Below are 22637 nucleotides of genomic sequence, written 5' to 3' on the forward strand. Positions count from 1 at the left end.
CTCACGGAGACACCGGATGAAGCGTCACCTCATCTCGGCCGCCGACCTCACGCGCGACGACGCCGTTCTGATCCTCGACACCGCCGAGGAGATGGCACGGGTCGCGGACCGGCCGATCAAGAAGCTCCCCACCCTGCGCGGACGCACCGTCGTCAACCTCTTCTTCGAGGACTCGACCCGTACGCGGATCTCCTTCGAGGCCGCGGCGAAGCGGCTCTCCGCCGATGTCATCAACTTCTCCGCCAAGGGGTCGTCGGTGTCCAAGGGCGAGTCGCTCAAGGACACCGCGCTCACCCTGGAGGCGATGGGCGCGGACGCCGTCGTCATCCGGCACCACGACTCCGGCGCCCCGCACCGCCTGGCGACCTCCGGCTGGATCGGCGGCTCCGTGGTCAACGCCGGTGACGGCACCCATGAGCACCCCACCCAGGCGCTGCTGGACGCCTTCACGATGCGCCGCCGGCTGGTCGGCGAGGACGCCGGCCTCGGCCAGGACCTGTCCGGCCGCCGGATCACCGTCGTCGGCGACATCCTGCACAGCCGGGTGGCCCGCTCCAACGTCCATCTGCTGACCACGCTCGGTGCCGAGGTCACCCTGGTCGCGCCGCCGACCCTGGTGCCGTACGGGGTGGAGCGGTGGCCCTGTGAGGTCTCGTACGACCTGGACTCCGTGGTCGCCAAGTCGGACGCGGTGATGATGCTGCGCGTCCAGCGGGAGCGGATGCACGCGGCGTTCTTCCCGACCGAGCGGGAGTACGCGCGGCGCTACGGCCTCGACGGCGACCGGATGGCCCGGATGCCGGAACACGCGGTCGTGATGCACCCCGGCCCGATGAACCGCGGCATGGAGATCACCGCCGAGGTCGCCGATTCGCCGCGCTGCACCGCCGTCGAACAGGTCGCCAACGGTGTCAGCATCCGTATGGCGGTCCTCTATCTGCTTCTGGGCGGCAATGAGCCCGCCGTCACCGCCGCCAGCACGCCCACCGAGGAGAGCAAGCAGTCATGACGAAGATCCTTATCCGCGGGGCGAAGATCCTCGGTGGCGCGCCGCAGGATGTGGTGATCGTCGACGAGACCATCACCGCCGTCGGCACCGACCTCACCGTTTCCAGCGGGGAGGGCGCACAGGTCATCGAGGCGGACGGCAAGATCCTGCTGCCGGGCCTGGTCGATCTGCACACCCATCTGCGGGAGCCGGGCCGCGAGGACTCCGAAACCGTGCTGACCGGCACCAAGGCCGCGGCCGTCGGCGGCTTCACCGCCGTGCACGCGATGGCCAACACCTTCCCCGTCGCCGACACCGCCGGCGTCGTCGAGCAGGTCTGGCGGCTGGGCAAGGAGTCCGGCTACTGCGACGTGCAGCCGGTCGGCGCCGTCACCGTCGGCCTGGAGGGCAAGAAGCTCGCCGAGCTGGGCGCGATGCACGACTCCGCGGCCGGTGTCCGGGTCTTCTCCGACGACGGCAAGTGCGTCGACGACGCCGTCATCATGCGGCGCGCCCTGGAGTATGTGAAGGCGTTCGACGGCGTCGTCGCGCAGCACGCCCAGGAGCCCCGGCTCACCGAGGGCGCCCAGATGAACGAGGGCATCGTCTCCGCCGAGCTGGGACTCGGCGGCTGGCCCGCGGTCGCCGAGGAGTCGATCATCGCCCGCGATGTGCTGCTCGCCGCGCACGTCGGCTCCCGGGTGCACATCTGCCACCTCTCCACCGCCGGTTCCGTCGAGCTGGTCCGCTGGGCCAAGTCCAAGGGCTGGAACGTCACCGCCGAGGTCACCCCGCACCACCTGCTGCTCACCGACGAGCTGGTCCGCAGCTACAACCCGGTCTACAAGGTGAACCCGCCGCTGCGCACCGAAGCCGACGTGCTGGCGCTGCGCGAGGCGCTGGCCGACGGCACCATCGACTGCGTCGCCACCGACCACGCCCCGCACCCGCACGAGGACAAGGACTGCGAGTGGGGCGCCGCGGCCATGGGCATGGTCGGCCTGGAGACCGCGCTCTCCGTCGTCCAGCACACGATGGTCGACAACGGGCTCCTGGACTGGGCCGGTGTCGCCGAGCGGATGTCCTTCCGTCCCGCGCGCATCGGCCGCCTCGAAGGCCACGGACGGCCCATCGCGGCCGGTGAGCCTGCCAACCTCACGCTGGTCGATTCCGCTTACCGTGGAGTGGTGGACCCCGCGGGCTTCGCCTCGCGCAGCCGTAACACCCCCTACGAGGGCCGTGAGCTGCCGGGACGCGTCAGCCACACGTTCCTGCGGGGCCGGGCAACGGTCGTCGACGGGAAGCTGGCGTGACTCCTCCACTCCTCCACCTGGCCGCGGCGCAGCAGTCCGCGCCGGTCACCGACTGGTCCGCGCGGATCGCCTGGACCGTCGGCCTGCTGGTCTTCGTCGTCTTCGTCTACTGGCTGATGCGGGAGGGCTGGAAGTGGCGCGGCAGGCTCCAGGGCGATCTGCCCGAGCTGCCGTCCACCCCCGCCGAACCGGGCGAGCCACAGCTCACGATGACCGGCCGCTACCACGGCTCCACCACCGCGGGGCAGTGGCTGGACCGGATCGTCGCCCGCGGCCTCGGCACCCGTAGCCGAGCCGAACTGTCCCTGACCGACCAGGGCCTGGACGTCGTACGGCCGGGCGCGCAGGACTTCTTCGTGCCGGCCGCCGCACTGCGCGGCGCCCGCCTCGACAAGGGCATCGCCGGCAAGGTCCTGCCCGAGGGCGGCCTGCTGATCGTCACCTGGGCGCACGGGGACAAGGAGATCGACTCCGGATTCCGCTCCGACCGGGCGGGCGAGCACCCGGCCTGGGCCGAGGCCCTCAACAAGCTCGGCACCGCCGAGCACAGCACCAGCACCACCGAGCACAACGAAACGGAAGGCGCACGATGACGACCTCCACCAGGGGGACCGCCAAAATCCCCGCCGTACTCGTCCTGGAGGACGGCCGCACCTTCCGCGGACGTGCCTACGGGGCCGTGGGGGAGACCTTCGGCGAAGCGGTGTTCTCCACCGGCATGACCGGTTATCAGGAGACCCTGACCGACCCGTCGTACCACCGCCAGATCGTCATCATGACCGCCCCGCACATCGGCAACACCGGTGTGAACGACGAGGATTCCGAGTCCCGGCGGATCTGGGTGGCGGGCTATGTCGTCCGCGATCCCGCCCGGCTGGCGTCCAACTGGCGGGCGACGCGCACGCTGGACGACGAACTGGTCGCCCAGCACATCGTCGGCATCAGCGGCGTCGACACCCGCGCGCTCACCCGCCATCTGCGCGAGCGCGGTGCGATGCGGGTCGGCATCTTCTCCGGCGAGGCGCTGCCCGACGCGGGCACCATGCTGGCCAAGGTGCGCCAGGCCCCCGAGATGCAGGGCGCCGACCTCGCCGAGCAGGTCACCACCGAGCAGGCGTACGTCGTCCCCGCCATCGGTACGAAGCAGTTCACCGTCGCCGCGATCGACCTGGGCATCAAGGGCATGACCCCGCACCGGATGGCCGAGCGCGGCATCGAGGTGCACGTCCTGCCGGCCACGGCGACGGTTGAGGACGTGTACGCCGTCAGCCCGGACGGCGTGTTCTTCTCCAACGGCCCCGGCGACCCGGCCACCGCCGACCACGCGGTCTCCGTCATGCGCGGCGTCCTGGAGCGCAGGACCCCGCTCTTCGGCATCTGCTTCGGCAACCAGATCCTGGGCCGCGCGCTGGGCTTCGGCACCTACAAGCTCAAGTACGGCCACCGCGGCATCAACCAGCCCGTCCAGGACCGTACGACGGGCAAGGTCGAGATCACCGCGCAGAACCACGGCTTCGCCGTCGACGCGCCGCTCGACAAGGCCTCCGAGACCCCCTATGGCCGCGCCGAGGTCTCCCACGTCGGCCTCAACGACAACGTGGTGGAGGGGCTGCGCCTCCTCGACCAGCCTGCTTTCAGCGTCCAGTACCACCCCGAAGCGGCGGCGGGCCCGCATGACGCGGCCTACCTGTTCGACCGCTTCGTCTCTCTCATGGAGGGCCAGCGTGCCTAAGCGCACCGATATCCAGTCCGTCCTGGTCATCGGCTCCGGCCCGATCGTCATCGGCCAGGCCGCGGAGTTCGACTACTCCGGCACCCAGGCGTGCCGGGTTCTGAAGGCCGAGGGCCTGCGGGTCATCCTGGTCAACTCCAATCCGGCCACGATCATGACCGACCCGGAGATCGCCGACGCCACCTACGTCGAGCCGATCACCCCGGAGTTCGTCGAGAAGATCATCGCCAAGGAGCGCCCCGACGCGCTGCTGCCCACGCTCGGCGGCCAGACCGCGCTGAACACCGCGATCTCCATGCATGAGCAGGGTGTGCTGGAGAAGTACGGCGTCGAACTCATCGGCGCCAACGTCGCGGCGATCCACAAGGGCGAGGACCGCGACCTCTTCAAGGGCGTGGTCGACGCCGTCAACGCCGGGATCGGCCACGGCGAGTCCGCCCGCTCGGTGATCTGCCACTCCATGGACGAGGTGCTGGCCGGCGTCCAGGAGCTGGGCGGCTACCCGGTCGTCGTCCGTCCGTCCTTCACCATGGGCGGCGCCGGCTCCGGCTTCGCCCATGACGAGCAGGAGCTGCGCCGCATCGCCGGCCAGGGCCTCACGCTCTCCCCGACCACCGAGGTGCTCCTGGAGGAGTCCATCCTCGGCTGGAAGGAGTACGAGCTGGAGCTGATGCGCGACAAGAACGACAACGTCGTGGTCGTCTGCTCCATCGAGAACTTCGACCCGATGGGCGTGCACACCGGTGACTCGATCACCGTCGCTCCGGCGATGACCCTGACCGACCGCGAGTACCAGCGGCTGCGCGACATCGGCATCGCGATCATCCGCGAGGTCGGCGTCGACACCGGCGGCTGCAACATCCAGTTCGCGGTCAACCCCGTCGACGGCCGCATCATCGTCATCGAGATGAACCCGCGGGTCTCGCGCTCCTCCGCGCTCGCCTCCAAGGCCACCGGCTTCCCGATCGCCAAGATCGCGGCCCGGCTGGCGGTCGGCTACACGCTGGACGAGATCCCGAACGACATCACCCAGGAGACCCCGGCGTCCTTCGAGCCGACCCTCGACTACGTCGTCGTGAAGGTGCCGCGCTTCGCGTTCGAGAAGTTCCCGGCCGCCGACGCCACGCTGACCACCACCATGAAGTCGGTCGGCGAGGCGATGGCCATCGGCCGTAACTTCCCCGAGGCGCTCAACAAGGCGCTCCGCTCGGTGGAGAAGAAGGGCAGCCAGTTCGACTTCGTGACCGAGCCCGGCCACAAGCAGGATCTGCTGAAGATCGCCCAGATCCCGACCGACGGCCGGATCAACACCGTGATGCGGGCGATCCGGGCCGGCGCCACCCGACAGGAGATCTTCGACGCCACGAAGATCGACCCGTGGTTCGTCGACCAGCTCTTCCTGATCAAGGAGATCGCGGACGAGCTCGCGGAGGCCGACGAGCTCGACCCCGAGATCCTCGCGGAAGCAAAGCACCACGGCTTCTCCGACGCCCAGATCGCCGCGATCCGCGGGCTGCGCGAGGACGTCGTCCGGGAGGTGCGGCACGCCCTCGGTGTCCGCCCGGTCTACAAGACCGTCGACACCTGCGCCGCCGAGTTCGCCGCCAACACGCCGTACCTCTACTCCTCCTACGACGAGGAGACCGAGGTCGCGCCGCGCGAGCAGCCGGCCGTGATCATCCTCGGCTCCGGCCCCAACCGCATCGGCCAGGGCATCGAGTTCGACTACTCCTGCGTCCACGCCTCGTTCGCGCTCAGCGACGCGGGCTACGAGACGGTGATGGTCAACTGCAACCCGGAGACCGTCTCCACCGACTACGACACCTCCGACCGCCTCTACTTCGAGCCGCTGACGCTCGAAGACGTGCTGGAGATCGTGCACGCCGAGCAGCAGGCGGGCCCGGTCGCCGGTGTCATCGTCCAGCTCGGCGGCCAGACCCCGCTCGGCCTGGCGCAGGCGCTCAAGGACAACGGCGTGCCGATCGTCGGCACCTCGCCCGAGGCGATCGACCTCGCCGAGGAGCGCGGCGCCTTCGGCCGGGTGCTGACCGAGGCCGGTCTGCCGGCCCCCAAGTACGGCACCGCCTTCTCCTTCGAGCAGGCGAAGACGATCGCCGCCGAGATCGGCTACCCGGTCATGGTCCGCCCGTCCTACGTGCTCGGCGGCCGCGGCATGGAGATCGTCTACGACGAGCCGTCGCTGGGCGAGTACCTCACCCGCCACGCCGGCCTCATCGACCAGCACCCGGTCCTCATCGACCGGTTCCTCGACGACGCCATCGAGATCGACGTCGACGCCCTCTACGACGGCACCGAGCTCTACCTCGGCGGCGTCATGGAGCACATCGAGGAAGCCGGCATCCACTCCGGCGACTCCGCCTGCGCACTGCCCCCGATCACCCTCGGCGGCTTCGACATCAAGCGGCTGCGGGTCTCGACGGAGGCCATCGCCAAGGGAGTCGGCGTCCGCGGACTGATCAACATCCAGTTCGCGATGGCCGGCGACATCCTGTACGTCCTGGAGGCCAACCCGCGCGCCTCCCGTACCGTCCCCTTCACCTCGAAGGCGACCGCGGTGCCGCTGGCCAAGGCCGCCGCCCGGATCTCGCTCGGCGCCACCATCGCCGAGCTGCGCGCCGAGGGCATGCTGCCCAAGGCGGGCGACGGCGGCACCCTGCCGCTGGACGCGCCGATCTCCGTCAAGGAAGCCGTCCTGCCCTGGTCGCGGTTCCGCGACGCGTCGGGCCGCGGGGTGGACACCGTCCTCGGCCCGGAGATGCGCTCCACCGGCGAGGTCATGGGCATCGACTCGGTCTTCGGCACCGCCTACGCCAAGTCCCAGTCCGGCGCCTACGGGGCGCTGCCCACCAAGGGACGCGCCTTCGTCTCCGTCGCCAACCGCGACAAGCGCTCGATGATCTTCCCGGCGCGCGAACTGGTCGCGCACGGCTTCGAGCTGCTCGCCACCTCCGGCACCGCCGAGGTGCTGCGCCGCAACGGCATCAACGCCACCGTGGTGCGCAAGCAGTCCGAGGGCGAGGGCCCCAACGGCGAGAAGACCATCGTCCAGCTGATCCACGACGGCCAGGTCGACCTGATCGTCAACACCCCCTACGGCACCGGGGGCCGCCTGGACGGCTACGACATCCGCACGGCCGCGGTCGCCCGCTCCGTGCCCTGCCTGACCACGGTCCAGGCCCTCGCGGCCGCCGTCCAGGGCATCGAGGCGATGAACCGCGGCGACGTGGGCGTCAGATCACTCCAGGAACACGCGGATCACCTGACCGCGGCCCGCGACTAGCGGCCGGCCCACGAGGGGGACACCGGAAGGTGTCCCCCTCTTCCGAGGACACCACCATGTACCAGCTCTTCTTCCATCTGATCTTCAAGCGCACGGACCCCGAGAAGGCGCACCACCTCGCCTTCCGCTGGATCCGGCTGGCCGCCCGTATCCCCGTGCTGCGCACCTTCCTCGCGGCCGTCCTCGCACCCCGCTTCAAGGAGCTGCGCACCGAGGCGCTCGGCCGCCGGATGCACGGCCCCTTCGGGCTGGCCGCGGGATTCGACAAGAACGCGGCCGCGATCGACGGCATGGCCATGCTCGGCTTCGACCATGTCGAGATCGGCACCGTCACCGCCCAGCCCCAGCCCGGCAACCCCAAGAAGCGCCTGTTCCGGCTGGTGCCGGACCGTGCGCTGATCAACCGCATGGGCTTCAACAACGACGGCTCGGCGGCCGTCGCGGCCCGTCTGGCCGCCCGTAACCCGGTCTTCACGACCGTGCTCGGCGTCAACATCGGCAAGACCAAGATCGTGCCGGAGGAGGAGGCGGTGGCCGACTACGTCACCTCCACCGAGCGGCTCGCCCGCCACGCCGACTACCTGGTCGTCAACGTCTCCTCGCCGAACACCCCGGGCCTGCGCGATCTCCAGGCCGTCGAGCATCTGCGGCCGCTGCTGACCGCCGTCCGCGAGGCCGCCGACCGGACGGTCACCGACCGACGCGTCCCGCTCCTCGTCAAGATCGCCCCGGACCTCGCCGACCCGGACATCGACGCCGTCGCCGACCTCGCCCTCGAAGTGGGCCTGGACGGCATCATCGCCACCAACACCACCATCGCCCGCGACGGCCTGGGGCTGACCTCCGGCCCGGCGCTGACCGCCGAGACCGGCGGCCTCTCCGGGGCACCGCTCAAGGCGCGCTCCCTGGAGGTCCTGCGCCGGCTGTACGCCCGCGTGGGCGGCCGGATCACCCTCATCGGGGTCGGCGGCATCGAGAACGCCGAGGACGCCTGGCAGCGCATCCTGGCCGGCGCCACCCTCGTCCAGGGCTACAGCGCCTTCATCTACGAGGGCCCGTTCTGGTGCCGCGCCCTCCACAAGGGACTGGCCGCCCGCCTGCGCGACAGCCCGTACGCCACCCTCGCCGAGGCCGTCGGTGCCTCCGCCCGAGAGGAACGGACCGCATGACCCAGGATCCCTTCGGCGCCCGGCTGCGCCACGCCATGGACACCCGCGGCCCGCTCTGCGTCGGCATCGACCCGCACGCCTCGCTGCTGGCGGACTGGGGCCTGAACGACGATGTCGCGGGCCTGGCCCGCTTCACCCGCACCGTCGTGGAGGCGCTCGGTGAGCAGGTCGCGGTCTTCAAGCCGCAGTCCGCGTTCTTCGAGCGCTTCGGGTCCCAGGGCCTGGCCGTTCTGGAGACCGCCCTGGCCGAGGCCCGCGAGGCCGGCGCGCTGATCCTCATGGACGCCAAGCGCGGCGACATCGGCTCCACCATGGGCGCGTACGCCGACACCTACCTCAACCCGCGCAGCCCGCTGTTCTCCGACGCCGTCACCCTCAGCCCGTACCTGGGCTTCGGGTCGCTGCGTCCGGCGCTCGACGCGGCCGTGCTCAACGGCTGCGGCGTCTTCGTCCTCGCCCTCACCTCCAACCCGGAGGGCCAGGAGGTCCAGCGCGCCGTACGCGCCGACGGTGCGAGCGTGGCCGCGGCAATGCTCCGGCACCTGGCGGCCGAGAACGCCGGCGCCGAGCCGCTGGGCTCCTTCGGCGCGGTCGTCGGCGCCACGCTCGGCGATCTCTCCGCGTTCGATCTGGCGGTCAACGGCCCGCTGCTCGCGCCCGGCATCGGTGCGCAGGGCGCCACCCCCGCCGATCTGCCCACCGTCTTCGGGGACGCGGTCCGCAATGTGGTGCCGAGCGTCAGCCGGGGCGTGCTGCGGCACGGCCCGGACGCCGCAGCTCTGCGCGCCGCGGCGGCCCGTTTCGCCGACGAAGTGCGGACGGCGGTCGGGACGGCGGGAGCCTGAGGGGACTTTGGCCGGTAGTTTGGTCCCGAAATGTCCTGGTCAGCAGAGGCTGACCAGGACTTTTCGTCTGTTCTCGCTGACTCTGGCGCCCTTGCCCGCTAGTCTCCGACGAGAGCACCGCACGTAAGCGCGTTGCTCGTTGCTCCGCAGGTGCGGGGCGACTAGGTTCCACACCGGTCCAATATCCGACAGTTCTACATCCGAGGTGACGTAGGCGTGGCTCTTCCGCCCCTTACCCCTGAACAGCGCGCTGCCGCGCTAGAAAAGGCCGCCGCGGCTCGCCGGGAGCGCGCCGAGGTCAAGAATCGGCTCAAGCACTCCGGCGCCTCCCTGCACGAGGTGATCGAGCAAGGCCAGAAGAACGATGTCATCGGCAAGATGAAGGTCTCCGCCCTCCTGGAGTCCCTGCCCGGCGTCGGGAAGGTCCGCGCCAAGCAGATCATGGATCGCCTCGGGATCTCCGAGAGCCGTCGGGTACGGGGTCTCGGCTCCAACCAGATCGCGGCACTGGAGAGGGAGTTCGGCAGCACCGGTTCCTGATTTTCCGGCACTACCGGGAAGCTGGAATAATCGCTGCATGGCTGCAACATCCCGGGGGACGTCCCCCGCGCCCCCGGACGTCCGTCCGCGACTGACCGTGCTCTCCGGCCCCTCGGGGGTCGGCAAGAGCACGGTTGTCGCACATCTGCGCAAGGTCCACCCCGAGGTCTGGCTCTCGGTGTCGGCCACCACCCGCAAGCCGCGTCCCGGGGAGCGGCACGGCGTCCAGTACTTCTTCGTCGAGGACGAGGAATTCGACAAGCTCATCGCCAACGGCGAATTGCTGGAGTGGGCCGAATTCGCGGGCAACCGCTACGGCACCCCCCGGAAGGCCGTCCTGGACCGCCTGGAGGCGGGAGAGCCGGTCCTGCTGGAGATCGATCTGCAGGGGGCCCGTCAGGTCCGCGAGTCCATGAAGGACGCCTATCTGGTCTTCCTGGCCCCGCCGAGCTGGGACGAGCTGGTCCGCCGGCTCACCGGGCGGGGCACCGAGGCCCCCGAGGTCATCGAGCGACGGCTGGCGACCGCCACGGTCGAACTGGCCGCGGAGACGGAGTTCGATGTGACGCTTGTCAACACCTCCGTCGAGGACGTCAGCCGTGAGCTGCTAGCCTTGATGCTGCGTCGACCTGGGGACCAGGACATCAGCGGTTGATCCCGCGGCTCCCCGGACCGCAGATCTTTTGAGTTCCACCCCGGCTTCATCCCCCTTCGGAAGGTAGAGAGTGTCCTCTTCCATCACCGCACCCGAGGGCATCATCAACCCGCCCATTGATGAGCTTCTCGAAGCAACCGACTCGAAGTACAGCCTCGTGATCTACGCCGCCAAGCGCGCGCGCCAGATCAACGCGTACTACTCGCAGCTCGGCGAGGGCCTGCTCGAATACGTCGGCCCGCTCGTCGACACGCACGTCCACGAGAAGCCCCTGTCGATCGCGCTCCGCGAGATCAACGCGGGTCTGCTGACCTCCGAGGCCATCGAGGGCCCGGCCCAGTAGGCAGCACGGTCACCTCACCACGGCCCGGCAGCGCAGCTGTCGGGCCCGTGGTGTGTCATGGGGACGTACGGACGTACGCGGAGCGTGGGGAGAGGCGATGGACAGGCCCAAGGTCGTGCTGGGCGTCAGTGGCGGGATCGCCGCGTACAAGGCGTGCGAGCTGCTGCGGCGGCTCACCGAGACCGGGCATGACGTACGGGTGGTGCCGACCGCCGCGGCGCTGCACTTCGTCGGCGAGGCCACCTGGTCGGCGCTGTCCGGCCACCCCGCCGCCACCGAGGTCTGGGAATCCGTCCACGAGGTCCCGCACGTCCGCATCGGCCAGTCCGCCGACCTCGTCGTGGTCGCCCCCGCCACCGCCGACCTGCTCGGCAAGGCGGCCCACGGCCTCGCCGACGACCTGCTGACCAACACCCTGCTCACCGCCCGCTGTCCGGTGATCTTCGCGCCCGCGATGCACACCGAGATGTGGGAGCACCCCGCCACCCAGGAGAACGTCGCCACCCTGCGCCGCCGTGGCGCGATCGTCGTCGAGCCCGCGGTCGGCCGCCTGACCGGTGTCGACACCGGCAAGGGCCGCTTCCCCGACCCGGCCGAGATCTTCGAACTGTGCCGCCGCGTGCTGCGGAGAAGCGGCCGGTCCCGCGGTGCGGAAGCCGCCCTGGCCCAGGACCTCACCGGCCGCCATGTCGTGGTCACCGCCGGCGGCACCCGCGAGCCGCTGGACCCGGTGCGCTACCTGGGCAACCGCTCCTCCGGCAAGCAGGGCTACGCGCTCGCCGCCACCGCCGCCGCGCGCGGCGCCCGGGTCACCCTGATCGCCGGCAACACCGCGCTGCCCGAGCCGGTCGGAGTGGACGTGGTCCGCGTCGGTACCGCCGCCCAGCTGCGGGAGGCCGTCCTGAAGGCCGCCGCGGACGCCGACGCGGTGGTCATGGCCGCTGCCGTGGCCGATTTCCGACCGGCCGTCTACGCCACCGGCAAGATCAAGAAGCGGGAGGGGCAGGAGCCGGATCCAGTCACCTTGGTCCGAAATCCGGACATCCTCGCCGAGCTGTCCGCCGAGCGCGCCCGCCCCGGCCAGCTGGTGGTCGGCTTCGCCGCCGAGACCGACGACGTCCTCGCCAACGGGCGCGCCAAGCTCGCCCGCAAGGGCTGTGACCTGCTGGTCGTCAACGAGGTCGGGGAACACAAGGCGTTCGGCTCGGCCGAGAACGAAGCGGTGATCCTCGCCACGGACGGCACCGAGACCCCGGTCCCGTACGGACCCAAGGAAGACCTGGCCGAAACGGTGTGGGACCTCGTCGTCCCCCGCCTCCCGGAGCACCGCCCCTGACCACCGCCCCTGACCACCTCGGCAATCGCCCTGGTCCGCCTCATCGACCCCTTCCATATCGGCGTGCCCTCTTGACCCGACCGGCTTCCGAGGTGATCGTCCTACCGTGTGTCGTCGTGTCCCAGGTCACGCGGGGTCCATAAATCGAGACTGCGTGTCCGAACGTCACATACGACCGATAAACTGGCCGTGGATCGGGCCGAGCGCAGCTCTCGGCCCTTCCGCCAATGATCAGCCAGCAGCCGCTGCAACCCCAGGGAGCGATGTGTCCCGCCGCCTGTTCACCTCGGAGTCCGTGACCGAGGGCCACCCCGACAAGATCGCTGACCAGATCAGCGACACCATCCTCGACGCGCTCCTGAAGGAGGACCCGGCGTCCCGGGTCGCCGTCGAGACGCTGATCACCACCGGCCTGGTCCATGTGGCCGGCGAGGTGACGACCAAGGCGTACGCCGATATCCCCAACCTGGTCCGCAACAAGATCCTGGACATCGGCTACGACTCGTCCAAGAAGGGCTTCGACGGCGCTTCCTGTGGCGTTTCGGTCTCCATCGGTGCACAGTCCCCGGACATCGCCCAGGGTGTGGACACCGCGCACGAGTACCGTGTCGAGGGCGATGACGACGAGCTGGACCGGCAGGGCGCGGGTGACCAGGGCCTGATGTTCGGCTACGCGTGCGATGAGACGCCGGAGCTGATGCCGCTGCCGATCAACCTCGCGCACCGGCTCTCCCGCCGTCTGTCCGAGGTCCGCAAGAACGGGACGATCCCGTACCTGCGTCCGGACGGCAAGACACAGGTCACCATCGAGTACGACGGGCTCAAGGCGGTGCGCCTGGACACCGTCGTGGTCTCCTCGCAGCATGCCTCGGACATCGATCTGGATTCGCTGCTGGCGCCGGACATCAGGGAGTTCGTGGTCGAGCACGTCCTCAACCAGCTGGTGGAGGACGGGATCAAGCTGGACACCGATGGTTACCGGCTGCTGGTGAACCCGACGGGCCGGTTCGAGATCGGCGGTCCGATGGGGGACGCGGGGCTGACCGGACGCAAGATCATCATCGACACGTACGGCGGGATGGCCCGGCACGGTGGTGGTGCGTTCTCGGGCAAGGACCCGTCCAAGGTGGACCGCTCGGCCGCCTACGCCATGCGCTGGGTCGCCAAGAACGTCGTCGCGGCGGGCCTGGCGGCCCGCTGCGAGGTCCAGGTCGCCTACGCGATCGGCAAGGCCGAGCCGGTGGGCCTGTTCGTGGAGACCTTCGGCACCGCCACCGTCGACACCGACAAGATCGAGCAGGCCATCGGTGAGGTCTTCGACCTGCGCCCGGCCGCGATCATCCGCGACCTCGACCTGCTCCGCCCGATCTACGCCGAGACCGCCGCGTACGGCCACTTCGGCCGTGAGCTGGAGGACTTCACCTGGGAGCGCACGGACCGCGTCGAGGCCCTGAAGAAGGCCGCGGGGCTGTAAGCACCGCTCGCAGACACCGTTTCCGGCCCCGTACCGCATGCCGCGGTACGGGGCCGGCGGCGTTTCCGCGCCGTCCTGCGGCCGTGCGCGGGCGGGCGCCGCTGTCAGTGGGGTCTGCTAAGACTGATGCTGTGAGCAGTGAGAACGGGCGGGATCCGGGGGAGCGGGGCGAGCAGCTGGCGCTGATCCGGGAGACCGTGCGGAAGGCGAAGGCGCCACGGGCCAAGCCGCGTACGTGGCGGGGGGCGGCGCTGGCCGGGGAGCTGCCGGTGGCGCGGGTGCTGGTGGACAAGGGCCCGGTGCACCTCGACAAGCTGTGGGATTACGCCGTGCCCGCGGAGATGGACGCCGAGGCGCGGCCCGGAGTGCGGGTGCGGGTGCGGTTCGGGGCGGGCACCGGCAAGGTGCGCGAGGGCCGGCGCGAGGGCGGGGGACTGCTCGACGGGTACATCGTGGAGCGCATCGCCGAGTCCGACTACCGCGGCCCGCTGGCGGCGCTCGCGCAGGTCGTCTCGCCGGAGCCGGTGCTCAGCCCGCCGCTGCTGGCGCTGTGCCGGGCGGTCGCCGAGCGCTACGCCGGTTCGCTCGCCGATGTGCTGCAGCTGGCGATTCCGCCGCGCAACGCGAAGGCCGAGGCGGAGCGGTTCCCGGCGCCGCCGCCACCGCCCGCGGTCCCGGCTCTGGCGAGCTGGACGCGCTATCCGGAGGGGCCCGCGTTCCTGGAGGCGCTGGCGAAGGGGGGAGCGCCGCGCGCCGTGTGGACCGCGCTCCCGGGGCCGCACTGGCCATGGGAGCTGGCCGCCGCGGTGGCGGCGGCCCTGGCGTCCGGGCGGGGCGCCCTGGTCGTGATGCCGGACGGCCGGTCGGCGGCCCGGGTGGACGCGGCCTTGACCGAGCTGGTGGGCTCCGGCCTGCACACGGTGCTGGTGGCGGACTCCGGGCCCGAGGAGCGCTACCGCCGCTGGCTGGCGATACGCCGGGGCGCGGTGCGGGCCGTCGTGGGCACCCGCGCCGCCATGTACGCCCCGGTGGCGGATCTGGGGCTGGTAGCCCTCTGGGACGACGGAAACTCCAGCCACAGCGACACCAACGCCCCCCACCCGCACGCCCGTGACGTCCTCCTGCTCCGGGCCGTGCACGAGAAGGCGGCCTGCCTGCTCGGCGATCTGGGGCGCACGGTCGAGGCCGCCCAGCTCGTGGAGAACGGGTGGGCGCGGCCCCTGGAGGCCACGCGCGAACAGGTGCGCGCTGCCGCGCCGTTGATCCGTACGGTCGACGAGGTGGAGGCCGCCCGCGACGAGGCGGCGCGCGCCGCCCGGCTGCCCTCGCTCGCCTGGCAGACGGCGCGCGCGGGGCTGCAACGGGGGCCGGTGCTGGTGCAGGTCCCGCGCCGCGGTTACGTACCGCGGCTGGCCTGCGAGCGGTGCCGCGAGCCCGCGCGGTGCCGGCACTGCGCCGGGCCCCTGGAGGCACGGAGCAACGACAGCGCGCTGTGCTGCGGTTGGTGCGGACAGCAGGCACCGGACTGGCGCTGCGTGGACTGCGGGAGCACCCGGCTGCGGGCCCGGATCGTCGGCGCGCGGCGCACGGCGGAGGAGCTCGGGCTGGCTTTCCCAGGGGTGCCCGTGCGCACCTCCGGCCGCGATCACATCCTTGACACCGTCCCCGCCCGGCCCGCCCTCGTCGTCTCCACGCCCGGCGCCGAACCGGTCGCGGACGGCGGCTACACGGCCGCGCTGCTGCTCGACGGCTGGGCGCTGCTGGGGCGGCCGGATCTGCGGGCGGGGGAGGAGGCGCTGCGCCGTTGGCTGGGTGCCGCCTCGTTGGTCCGTGGCCAGGAGGAGGGCGGTACGGTCGCGGTGATCGCGGAGCCGACGCTGCGGCCCGTTCAGGCGCTGGTGCGCTGGGATCCGGCCGGTCACGCGGTCCGGGAGCTGGCCGAGCGGGCCGAGCTGGGATTTCCCCCGGTGTCCCGGATGGCCTCGGTCACCGGCCGGATCGAGGATGTCGGCGCACTGCTCGGGGCTGCCGAACTCCCCGAGGGTGCCGAGGTGTTGGGGCCGGTTCCGATACCCGTGCCGGATCCCGGGCGCCCCCGGAGGCCGGGCGACCCTCCGCCGGGCGAGGAGTGGCAGCGTGCGCTCGTACGGGTCCGGCCCGGTCAGGGCGCGGCGCTCGCCGCGGCGCTCAAGGCCGCGCATGCGGCACGGCTGGTCCGACGGGAGGGAGAGCAGGTCCGGGTGCGGATCGATCCGCCCGATCTCGGGTGAGACGCCGATCTCGGGTGAGACCGTCCGACCGAGGCGAAGTCCGGACGCTCGCGGAGCCCGGACGCCACCGAGCCCCGGGCTGCACCGAACCCTGCACGGACCATCGCGGCCGTCGGCCCGCCCCCTCTCGACACGGCGCCGCTCCCGTATGGCCCCGCTCCCGGCATGGCGCCGCCCCGGGACCGTTGTCGGCGGGCGGTCCCGGGGCGTTGGCGAGCGGCGGAGAGGTCCCGCCGGAGTCGGCGTCAGCCGTTGCGGGGGCCGGGGAAGGCGCCGGGACGGGCCTCGTCCCGGTCCCGGGCGGCCGCCGACGGTTGGGTGGGCATGGAGCGGGCGGCGGGCACCGACGGCGTGGTGGGCAGGCCCGCGCCCACGGTCACCGCTCGGGCGGGTGCGTCGGACGAACGGGACGGTGAGTCACCGCTGTCGGCGGCGGGTTGGGCGGCGGCCCGGCGGGCACCGTAACGGCGGTGCACCGCCTGTTTGGTGACGCCCAGCGCCGAGCCCACCGCATCCCAGGAGAACCCCAGCGAACGGTCGAAGTCGACCGCCGCCGTGACAAGTGTCTCGACGCTGTCCCGCAGCTCCTGAGCAAGGCGCACCGTCGGAGCGGGCGCCCGTCCGTAGACGACGAAGCCCGCGGAGGGCCCCGTCCGCCGCGGGCGGTAGACGTTGCCGAGCTGAGCGGTCAGGGTGCGCAGCGCGTCCACCTGCCGGCGGACCCGCTCGATGTCCCGCACCAGGAGATGCAGGCTGGCGCGCGCCTGGGCGTCGTGGGTTGCGTGGTCGGCCATGAGCAAGCCTCTCGAACCGGCGTGGAAAAGGAAAGTGAAAAGGATCGGGCCGCCAAAGCGGCCCGGTATAGGTCAATGCTGCTTGACCAACGCGACAGCAGCGGCTCTGGTCACGGTGTGGGGGCGTACGAGCTTCCGTGCGGGGCGCGGACCCGTTCGTACGCCCCCGGGAGCCACGGCCCAGGCCCCGGTCCGGACAGCGGACTTGTGCCTGAAGCCCCATAGACTGGTGTGTCGTTCCGCTGCGTGTGAGAGGTAGTGCGCCACCCATGAGGCTCGTCTTCGCCGGCACCCCCGAGGTCGCCGTCCCCGCCCTCGATGCCCTGATCGCTTCGGACCGGCACGAGGTGGTGGCCGTAGTGACCCGGCCCGACGCCCCCGCCGGCCGCGGCCGGAAGCTGGTCGCCAGCCCCGTCGCGGAGCGCGCGCAGGAAGCCGGCATCGAGGTGCTCAAGCCCGAGAAGCCGCGGGACGAGAACTTCCTGGCGCGGCTGCGGGAGATCGCGCCGGACTGCTGCCCGGTGGTCGCCTACGGCGCGCTGCTGCCGAAGGCCGCCCTCGACATCCCCGCCAAGGGGTGGGTCAATCTGCACTTCTCGCTGCTGCCCGCATGGCGCGGCGCGGCGCCCGTCCAGCACGCGGTGCTCGCGGGCGACGAGGTGACCGGTGCCTCGACCTTCCGGATCGAGCAGGGGCTGGACTCCGGCCCGGTCTACGGCGTGCTGACCGAGCGGGTCCGGCCCACCGACACCAGCGGCGATCTGCTCACCCGGCTGGCGTTCGCCGGTTCCGGGCTGCTCGTCGCGACGATGGACGGCATCGAGGACGGCACCCTCAAGGAGGTCCCGCAGCCGGCGGAGGGCGTCACCCTCGCGCCGAAGATCGAGGTCGAGGACGCCATGGCGGACTGGACGGCGCCGGCGTTGCGGGTGGACCGGCTGATCCGCGCCTGCGCGCCCGCGCCCGGTGCCTGGACGCTCTTCCGCGGTGAGCGCCTCAAGCTGATGTCCGCCACCTCCGCCGCGGACCGTACCGAAGACCTCGCGCCCGGCGAACTGGCCGTCACCAAGAAGGCGGTGTACGTCGGCACCGGCAGCCACCCGATGGAACTCGTCTGGGTCCAGCCGCAGGGCAAGAAGCCGATGCGGGGCGCCGACTGGGCGCGCGGCGTCCGCATCGAGCACGGCGAGAAGCTGGGCGACTAGGAGCGGTCCGGGGCGGTCTCGGGGCGGCCCCGCCCTGCTCCCTCCCGGGCGCATGCCGTGCCTCCCCCACGCCTGAACCGCGCGGGGGATCCCACGCCGCGTAGGCTGGGACGTACCCTCACCTCGTATCCGGAGCACCTTTTCTGTGAGTCAGCAGCCGCGTCGCCGTCCCCGCAAGTCCTACCGTCGCCCGCAGAAGGACCCGGTCAGGACCCTCGCGTTCGAGGCACTGCGGGCGGTGGACGAGCGGGACGCGTACGCGAATCTCGTGCTGCCGCCGTTGCTGCGCAAGGCGCGTGCGGGCGGCGACTTCGACAGCCGGGACGCGGCGCTGGCGACCGAGCTGGTCTACGGGTCGCTGCGGTGGCAGGGCACCTATGACGCCATCGTCGCCCGGTGTGTGGACCGGCCGCTGAGCGAGGTCGACCCGCCGGTCCTGGACGTGCTGACGCTCGGCGCGCACCAGTTGCTCGGCACCAGGATCCCGACGCATGCCGCGGTCAGTTCGAGCGTGGAGCTGGCCCGGGTCGTGCTGGGTGACGGGCGGGCCAAGTTCGTCAACGCGGTGCTGCGCAAGGTCGCGGCCCACGACCTGGACGGCTGGCTGGCGGCGGTCACCCCGGACTACGACGACGATCCCGAGGAGCACCTCGGCATCGTGCACGCGCACCCACGCTGGATCGTTTCGGCGCTGTGGGACGCCCTCGGCGGCGGCCGGGCCGGCATCGAGGACCTGCTGGAGGCGGACAACGAGCGGCCCGAGGTGACGCTGGTGGCGCGGCCGGGCCGGGCCACCACCGAGGAGCTGCTGGAGGCCGTCGGCGAGGACGGCGCACTGCCGGGCCGCTGGTCCCCGTACGCGGTCCGGCTCGCGGAGGGCGGTGAGCCCGGCGCGCTGGACGCGGTGCGGGAGGGCCGGGCCGGTGTCCAGGACGAGGGCAGCCAGCTGGTCGCGCTCGCGCTGGCGAACGCGCCCGTCGAGGGCCCCGACCGCGTCTGGCTCGACGGTTGCGCGGGCCCCGGCGGCAAGGCGGCCTTGCTGGGCGCGCTCGCGGCGCAGCGGGGCGCGGCCCTGCTGGCGTCGGAGAAGCAGCCGCACCGCGCGCGCCTGGTGGCGCGGGCACTGGACGGCAACCCCGGCCCGTACCAGGTCATCGCCGCCGACGGCACCCGGCCCGCCTGGCGGACCGGCGCCTTCGACCGCGTACTGGTCGATGTGCCCTGCACCGGCCTGGGCGCGTTGCGCCGGCGTCCCGAGGCGCGCTGGCGGCGCCGACCCGAGGACCTGGACGGATTCGCTCCGCTGCAGCGCGAGTTGCTCCGGCGGGCGCTGGCGGCCGCACGGACCGGCGGCGTCGTCGGCTATGCCACCTGCTCGCCGCACCCGGCCGAGACCCGTGCCGTGGTGGACGACGTCCTCAAGGGGCGCGGCGGCCCGGCGGTGGACGCGGAGTGGATCGACGCACGGCCGTTGCTGCCGGGCGTCCCCGCGCTCGGCGACGGGCCGGACGTCCAGCTGTGGCCGCATCTGCACGGCACGGACGCGATGTACCTGGCGCTGCTGCGGCGTACGGGCTGATCCCAGGGGGCGCGGACGTGCCGGGGCGGGCGCCGTGCGCAGCCCGCTTCGGGTCGGCGGAAGGAGCACGCCATACTGGGGGACATGGCCTTGATCAACCCCAGCATCCTGTCCGCCGACTTCGCCCGCCTCGCCGAGGAGGCGAGGGCCGTCGAGGGCGCCGACTGGCTGCACGTCGACGTCATGGACAACCATTTCGTCCCGAACCTCACCCTCGGCCTGCCGGTCGTCGAATCGCTGCGCAAGGCGACGGACACCCCGCTGGATCTGCATCTGATGATCCAGGACCCGGACCGCTGGGCGCCGCAGTACGTCGAGGCCGGGGCCGGGTCGGTGACCTTCCACGCCGAGGCGGCGGCCGCGCCGGTGCGCCTCGCGCGGGAGATCCGGGCGCTGGGCGCGCGGGCGTCGATGGCGCTGAAGCCGGCCACGCCGATCGAGCCGTACGAGGACCTGCTGCCCGAGCTCGACATGCTGCTGATCATGACCGTGGAGCCCGGCTTCGGCGGCCAGGCGTTCCTCGACATCATGCTGCCCAAGATCCGCCGGACCCGGGAGCTGATCTCCCGGCACGGGCTGGAACTGTGGCTCCAGGTGGACGGCGGGGTCTCGGCGTCCACCATCGAGCGGTGCGCGGAGGCCGGCGCCGATGTGTTCGTCGCAGGCTCCGCGGTGTACGGCGCGGACGATCCGGCCAAGGCGGTACGGGATTTGCGCGAAAAGGCGGAAGCGGCCATGGCGAACGGTTGGGGCTGCGCACACTGACCCTTTACCTTCGTCGCGGGTTTTTGTGCCCGCGTCGCAGGTTGTCCCTGCCGCAACCGAGCGTTCACGACTGTCAGCGCGGTCATGGTCCCCGCCGACCTCGGGTTTCTGCAAGGATGAGCAAAGACTCGATCAGATGCGCCAAAGGGGAGTAATTCGTGGTAGCCAGCCGCCCGCAGTCGGGAATGGGCCCTGCCGAGCTGGTGCAGGCCGCGGCCATGGCCCGTCGTTTCTATCTGGAGAGCAAGTCCAAAATCCAGATCGCCGAGGAATTCGGCGTCAGCCGGTTCAAGGTCGCACGGGTACTGGAGACGGCCCTGGAACGTGATCTCGTACGGATCGAGATCCGGGTGCCCTCCGAACTGGACGCCGAACGCTCCGACGCCCTGCGAGCCCGCTACGGCCTGCGGCACGCGGTCGTCGTCGAGTCGCCCGCGGACGCGTCCGAGGACGCCGCCGACCCGGAGAACCTCGGCGAGGTCGCCGCCGACCTCCTGGGCGAGCTCGTCACCGAGGGCGATGTGCTGGGCCTGGCCTGGGGCCGGTCGACGATCCACATGGCGGCCGCGCTGCACCGGCTGCCGCCGTGCACCGTCGTGCAGCTGACCGGTGTGTACGACGCGGGCACCGCCGACCGCGGCTCGGTCGAGGCGGTGCGCCGCGCGGCCGATGTCTCCGGCGGCGAGGCGCATCCGATCTACGCGCCGATGCTGCTGCCCGACCCGGCGACCGCCGCAGCGCTGCGCGGCCAGACCGGGATCGCCCGTGCCTTCGACTACTTCGACAAGGTCACCGTCGCCTGTGTCTCCATCGGCTCCTGGGAGCCGGGCGTCTCGACCGTGTACGACATGCTGTCGGAGGAGGAGCGGGCGCACTACGCCTCGCTCGGTGCCGCTGCCGAGATGTCGGCGCACCTCTTCGACGCCGAGGGCCGCCGCATCGGCCGGGACCTCGGCGAGCGCTGCATCACCGTCGAGGCGGACCGGCTGCGCCGTATCCCCGAGGTCGTCGCGATCGCCGGCGGCCGCCGCAAGGCCGCGGCGATCGGCGCGGTGCTGCGCTCCGGTCTGGTGACGAGCCTGGTGACGGACACCGCCGCCGCCGACCACCTGCTCCTGGAGACCGGCCCCGGACCACGGCCCGCCCTCGACCGGGCGGATCCCGACGGGGTGTGACGGACAGGGTGGGGGTGCGGGTGTAGCTGCGTGCTCCCACCGGGGTGCGTGCCGGCCTGGGGAACCTCAGCGTGAGGCCTGACCCATCGGACGGGCCCTGGCCGGGGGAGGGGGGCCGACGGCACCCTCACCGCCCTTACTCCGCTGCGCGGTCATCGACGCGCAGCGTGGGCGGGGCTGTGACAGCATCGGCGCCATGATGATCCACTCCCGCCCGCGCCGGGCCGTCGCCGTCCTGGGCGCGCTGCTCACCGGGCTGCTGCTCGTGCTGACGGGCTGCGCCACGGGTGGTGACGGCAAGGGGCGTCCGGACGGACCGCGGTCGCCCGGCGGGAGCGTCGCCGGTACGCGGTCGCCCGGCGGGTCCGCCGAGTCAGCCGTACCGGACCGGGCGGCGGGAATGCCGGTCGTCGCGGTCGGTGAGCTGCCCGCCCAGGCGCGGGACACCTTGCGGCACATCGACGCCGGCGGGCCCTTCCCGTACCCGAAGGACGGGGCCGTCTTCGGCAACCACGAACGGCTGCTGCCCCCTCAGCCGCGCGGCTACTACCACGAGTACACGGTCCGTACGCCCGGCTCGCGGGACCGCGGCGCCCGTCGCCTCATCACCGGCGACCGCCACGAGACCTACTACACCGACGACCACTACCGGACTTTCAAGGCGGTGCTCCGATGACGGATTCCGTGCCTTCTGTGCCCCGGCCGCTCGCGGCGGTGCTCGACGGCAGTACGCCGCCGGGCGTCCTGCCCTGGCCCGCGGACCGGCCGGTGACGGACGCGCTGGCCGCCGCGCGGGACGCCGGCTGGAGCGGTGCCGCCCTGGACCTCGAAGGAACCGTGGACAAGGCAGAGTTCATGGAGCGGTGCGCCCGCGCGCTGCGGCTGCCGCAGTGGTTCGGCCGCAATTGGGACGCGCTCGCCGACTGCCTCACCGATCTGTCCTGGTGTCCCGCCGAGGGCGGCCGGCTGCTCGTCGTGAGCGGCTGGCAGGGCTACGCCGCCGCCGTGCCGGACGACTGGAGCGTCGTCGAGAAGGTGCTCGCGGACGCGGTGGGCTACTGGCGCGACAAGGACACCGGCCTGGCCGTGATCATGGCGCGGCAGCGGGCGCGGTCGGGCGGATAGCGGGGGCGCGGCGGCGGCCGGGCCGACC

The 22637-nt window shown here is 71.9% G+C and carries 20 protein-coding genes; 19 read left to right on the top strand and 1 reads right to left on the bottom strand.

Annotated features, from left to right (window positions below):
* Window positions 1-16: 16 nt before the first annotated feature.
* The 13 genes from K9S39_RS35615 to K9S39_RS35675 all read left to right on the top strand — a co-directional run bounded on the left by K9S39_RS35615 (window position 17) and on the right by K9S39_RS35675 (window position 15966).
* Window positions 17-1009 carry an aspartate carbamoyltransferase catalytic subunit gene (locus K9S39_RS35615; protein WP_248867458.1) on the top strand — a complete coding sequence of 331 codons (993 nt, stop codon included), beginning with the start codon at window positions 17-19 and terminating at the stop codon, window positions 1007-1009.
* Window positions 1006-2301 (top strand): dihydroorotase, encoded by a 1296-nt coding sequence (locus K9S39_RS35620; RefSeq protein WP_248867459.1) that lies wholly within the window; start codon window positions 1006-1008, stop codon window positions 2299-2301. The genes K9S39_RS35615 and K9S39_RS35620 overlap by 4 nt, the downstream gene beginning before the upstream one ends.
* On the top strand, window positions 2298-2894 hold the full coding sequence (locus K9S39_RS35625; RefSeq protein ID WP_248867460.1) for a PH-like domain-containing protein: 597 nt from the start codon (window positions 2298-2300) through the stop codon (window positions 2892-2894). Before K9S39_RS35620 ends, K9S39_RS35625 begins: the two co-directional genes overlap by 4 nt.
* Window positions 2891-4033, top strand: a complete 1143-nt coding sequence (gene carA / locus K9S39_RS35630; protein WP_248867461.1) for a glutamine-hydrolyzing carbamoyl-phosphate synthase small subunit — start codon at window positions 2891-2893, stop codon at window positions 4031-4033. Before K9S39_RS35625 ends, carA begins: the two co-directional genes overlap by 4 nt.
* Entirely contained in the window at window positions 4026-7334 is a 3309-nt protein-coding gene (gene carB, locus K9S39_RS35635; protein WP_248867462.1) for a carbamoyl-phosphate synthase large subunit, read from the top strand. The genes carA and carB overlap by 8 nt, the downstream gene beginning before the upstream one ends.
* A 56-nt stretch (window positions 7335-7390) precedes the next feature.
* Entirely contained in the window at window positions 7391-8503 is a 1113-nt protein-coding gene (locus K9S39_RS35640) for a quinone-dependent dihydroorotate dehydrogenase (protein WP_248869106.1), read from the top strand.
* Window positions 8500-9348, top strand: coding sequence for an orotidine-5'-phosphate decarboxylase (gene pyrF, locus K9S39_RS35645; RefSeq protein ID WP_248867463.1), 849 nt, complete (start codon window positions 8500-8502; stop codon window positions 9346-9348). The genes K9S39_RS35640 and pyrF overlap by 4 nt, the downstream gene beginning before the upstream one ends.
* 216 nt (window positions 9349-9564) lie before the next feature.
* Entirely contained in the window at window positions 9565-9888 is a 324-nt protein-coding gene (locus K9S39_RS35650; RefSeq protein ID WP_248867464.1) for an integration host factor, read from the top strand.
* 37 nt (window positions 9889-9925) lie between these two features.
* Window positions 9926-10543, top strand: coding sequence for a guanylate kinase (gene gmk / locus K9S39_RS35655; protein WP_248867465.1), 618 nt, complete (start codon window positions 9926-9928; stop codon window positions 10541-10543).
* A gap of 70 nt (window positions 10544-10613) precedes the next feature.
* Window positions 10614-10886 (top strand): DNA-directed RNA polymerase subunit omega, encoded by a 273-nt coding sequence (rpoZ, locus tag K9S39_RS35660; RefSeq protein WP_005319902.1) that lies wholly within the window; start codon window positions 10614-10616, stop codon window positions 10884-10886.
* A 97-nt stretch (window positions 10887-10983) separates the two neighbouring features.
* Entirely contained in the window at window positions 10984-12222 is a 1239-nt protein-coding gene (gene coaBC, locus K9S39_RS35665; protein ID WP_248867466.1) for a bifunctional phosphopantothenoylcysteine decarboxylase/phosphopantothenate--cysteine ligase CoaBC, read from the top strand.
* A 265-nt stretch (window positions 12223-12487) separates the two neighbouring features.
* Window positions 12488-13696 (top strand): methionine adenosyltransferase, encoded by a 1209-nt coding sequence (gene metK / locus K9S39_RS35670; RefSeq protein WP_248867467.1) that lies wholly within the window; start codon window positions 12488-12490, stop codon window positions 13694-13696.
* A 131-nt stretch (window positions 13697-13827) separates the two neighbouring features.
* Window positions 13828-15966, top strand: coding sequence for a primosomal protein N' (locus K9S39_RS35675; RefSeq protein ID WP_248867468.1), 2139 nt, complete (start codon window positions 13828-13830; stop codon window positions 15964-15966).
* A gap of 245 nt (window positions 15967-16211) precedes the next feature.
* On the opposite strand, the gene K9S39_RS35680 is transcribed toward K9S39_RS35675, so the two are convergent.
* A complete protein-coding gene (locus K9S39_RS35680; protein WP_248867469.1) occupies window positions 16212-16760 on the bottom strand; it encodes a hypothetical protein in 549 nt (182 codons plus the stop codon).
* Between the two features lie 269 nt (window positions 16761-17029).
* On the opposite strand from K9S39_RS35680, the gene fmt reads away from it, so the two are divergent.
* The 6 genes from fmt (at window position 17030) to K9S39_RS35710 (ending at window position 22609) form a co-directional block, all read left to right on the top strand.
* Window positions 17030-17965 carry a methionyl-tRNA formyltransferase gene (gene fmt / locus K9S39_RS35685; RefSeq protein ID WP_248867470.1) on the top strand — a complete coding sequence of 312 codons (936 nt, stop codon included), beginning with the start codon at window positions 17030-17032 and terminating at the stop codon, window positions 17963-17965.
* A gap of 145 nt (window positions 17966-18110) precedes the next feature.
* Complete coding sequence (locus K9S39_RS35690; RefSeq protein WP_248867471.1) at window positions 18111-19544, top strand: RsmB/NOP family class I SAM-dependent RNA methyltransferase; 1434 nt, start codon at window positions 18111-18113, stop codon at window positions 19542-19544.
* An 84-nt stretch (window positions 19545-19628) separates the two neighbouring features.
* Complete coding sequence (rpe, locus tag K9S39_RS35695; protein WP_248867472.1) at window positions 19629-20309, top strand: ribulose-phosphate 3-epimerase; 681 nt, start codon at window positions 19629-19631, stop codon at window positions 20307-20309.
* 185 nt (window positions 20310-20494) lie between these two features.
* Entirely contained in the window at window positions 20495-21484 is a 990-nt protein-coding gene (locus tag K9S39_RS35700; RefSeq protein ID WP_248869107.1) for a sugar-binding transcriptional regulator, read from the top strand.
* Between the two features lie 196 nt (window positions 21485-21680).
* Complete coding sequence (locus K9S39_RS35705; protein ID WP_248867473.1) at window positions 21681-22160, top strand: ribonuclease domain-containing protein; 480 nt, start codon at window positions 21681-21683, stop codon at window positions 22158-22160.
* Window positions 22157-22609: a barstar family protein gene (locus tag K9S39_RS35710; protein ID WP_248867474.1), complete on the top strand. Its 453-nt coding sequence runs from the start codon at window positions 22157-22159 to the stop codon at window positions 22607-22609. The genes K9S39_RS35705 and K9S39_RS35710 overlap by 4 nt, the downstream gene beginning before the upstream one ends.
* Window positions 22610-22637: the final 28 nt, after the last annotated feature.

It is taken from the genome of Streptomyces halobius, from assembly GCF_023277745.1.
In the GTDB taxonomy this organism is placed as follows: Bacteria; Actinomycetota; Actinomycetes; order Streptomycetales; family Streptomycetaceae; genus Streptomyces; species Streptomyces halobius.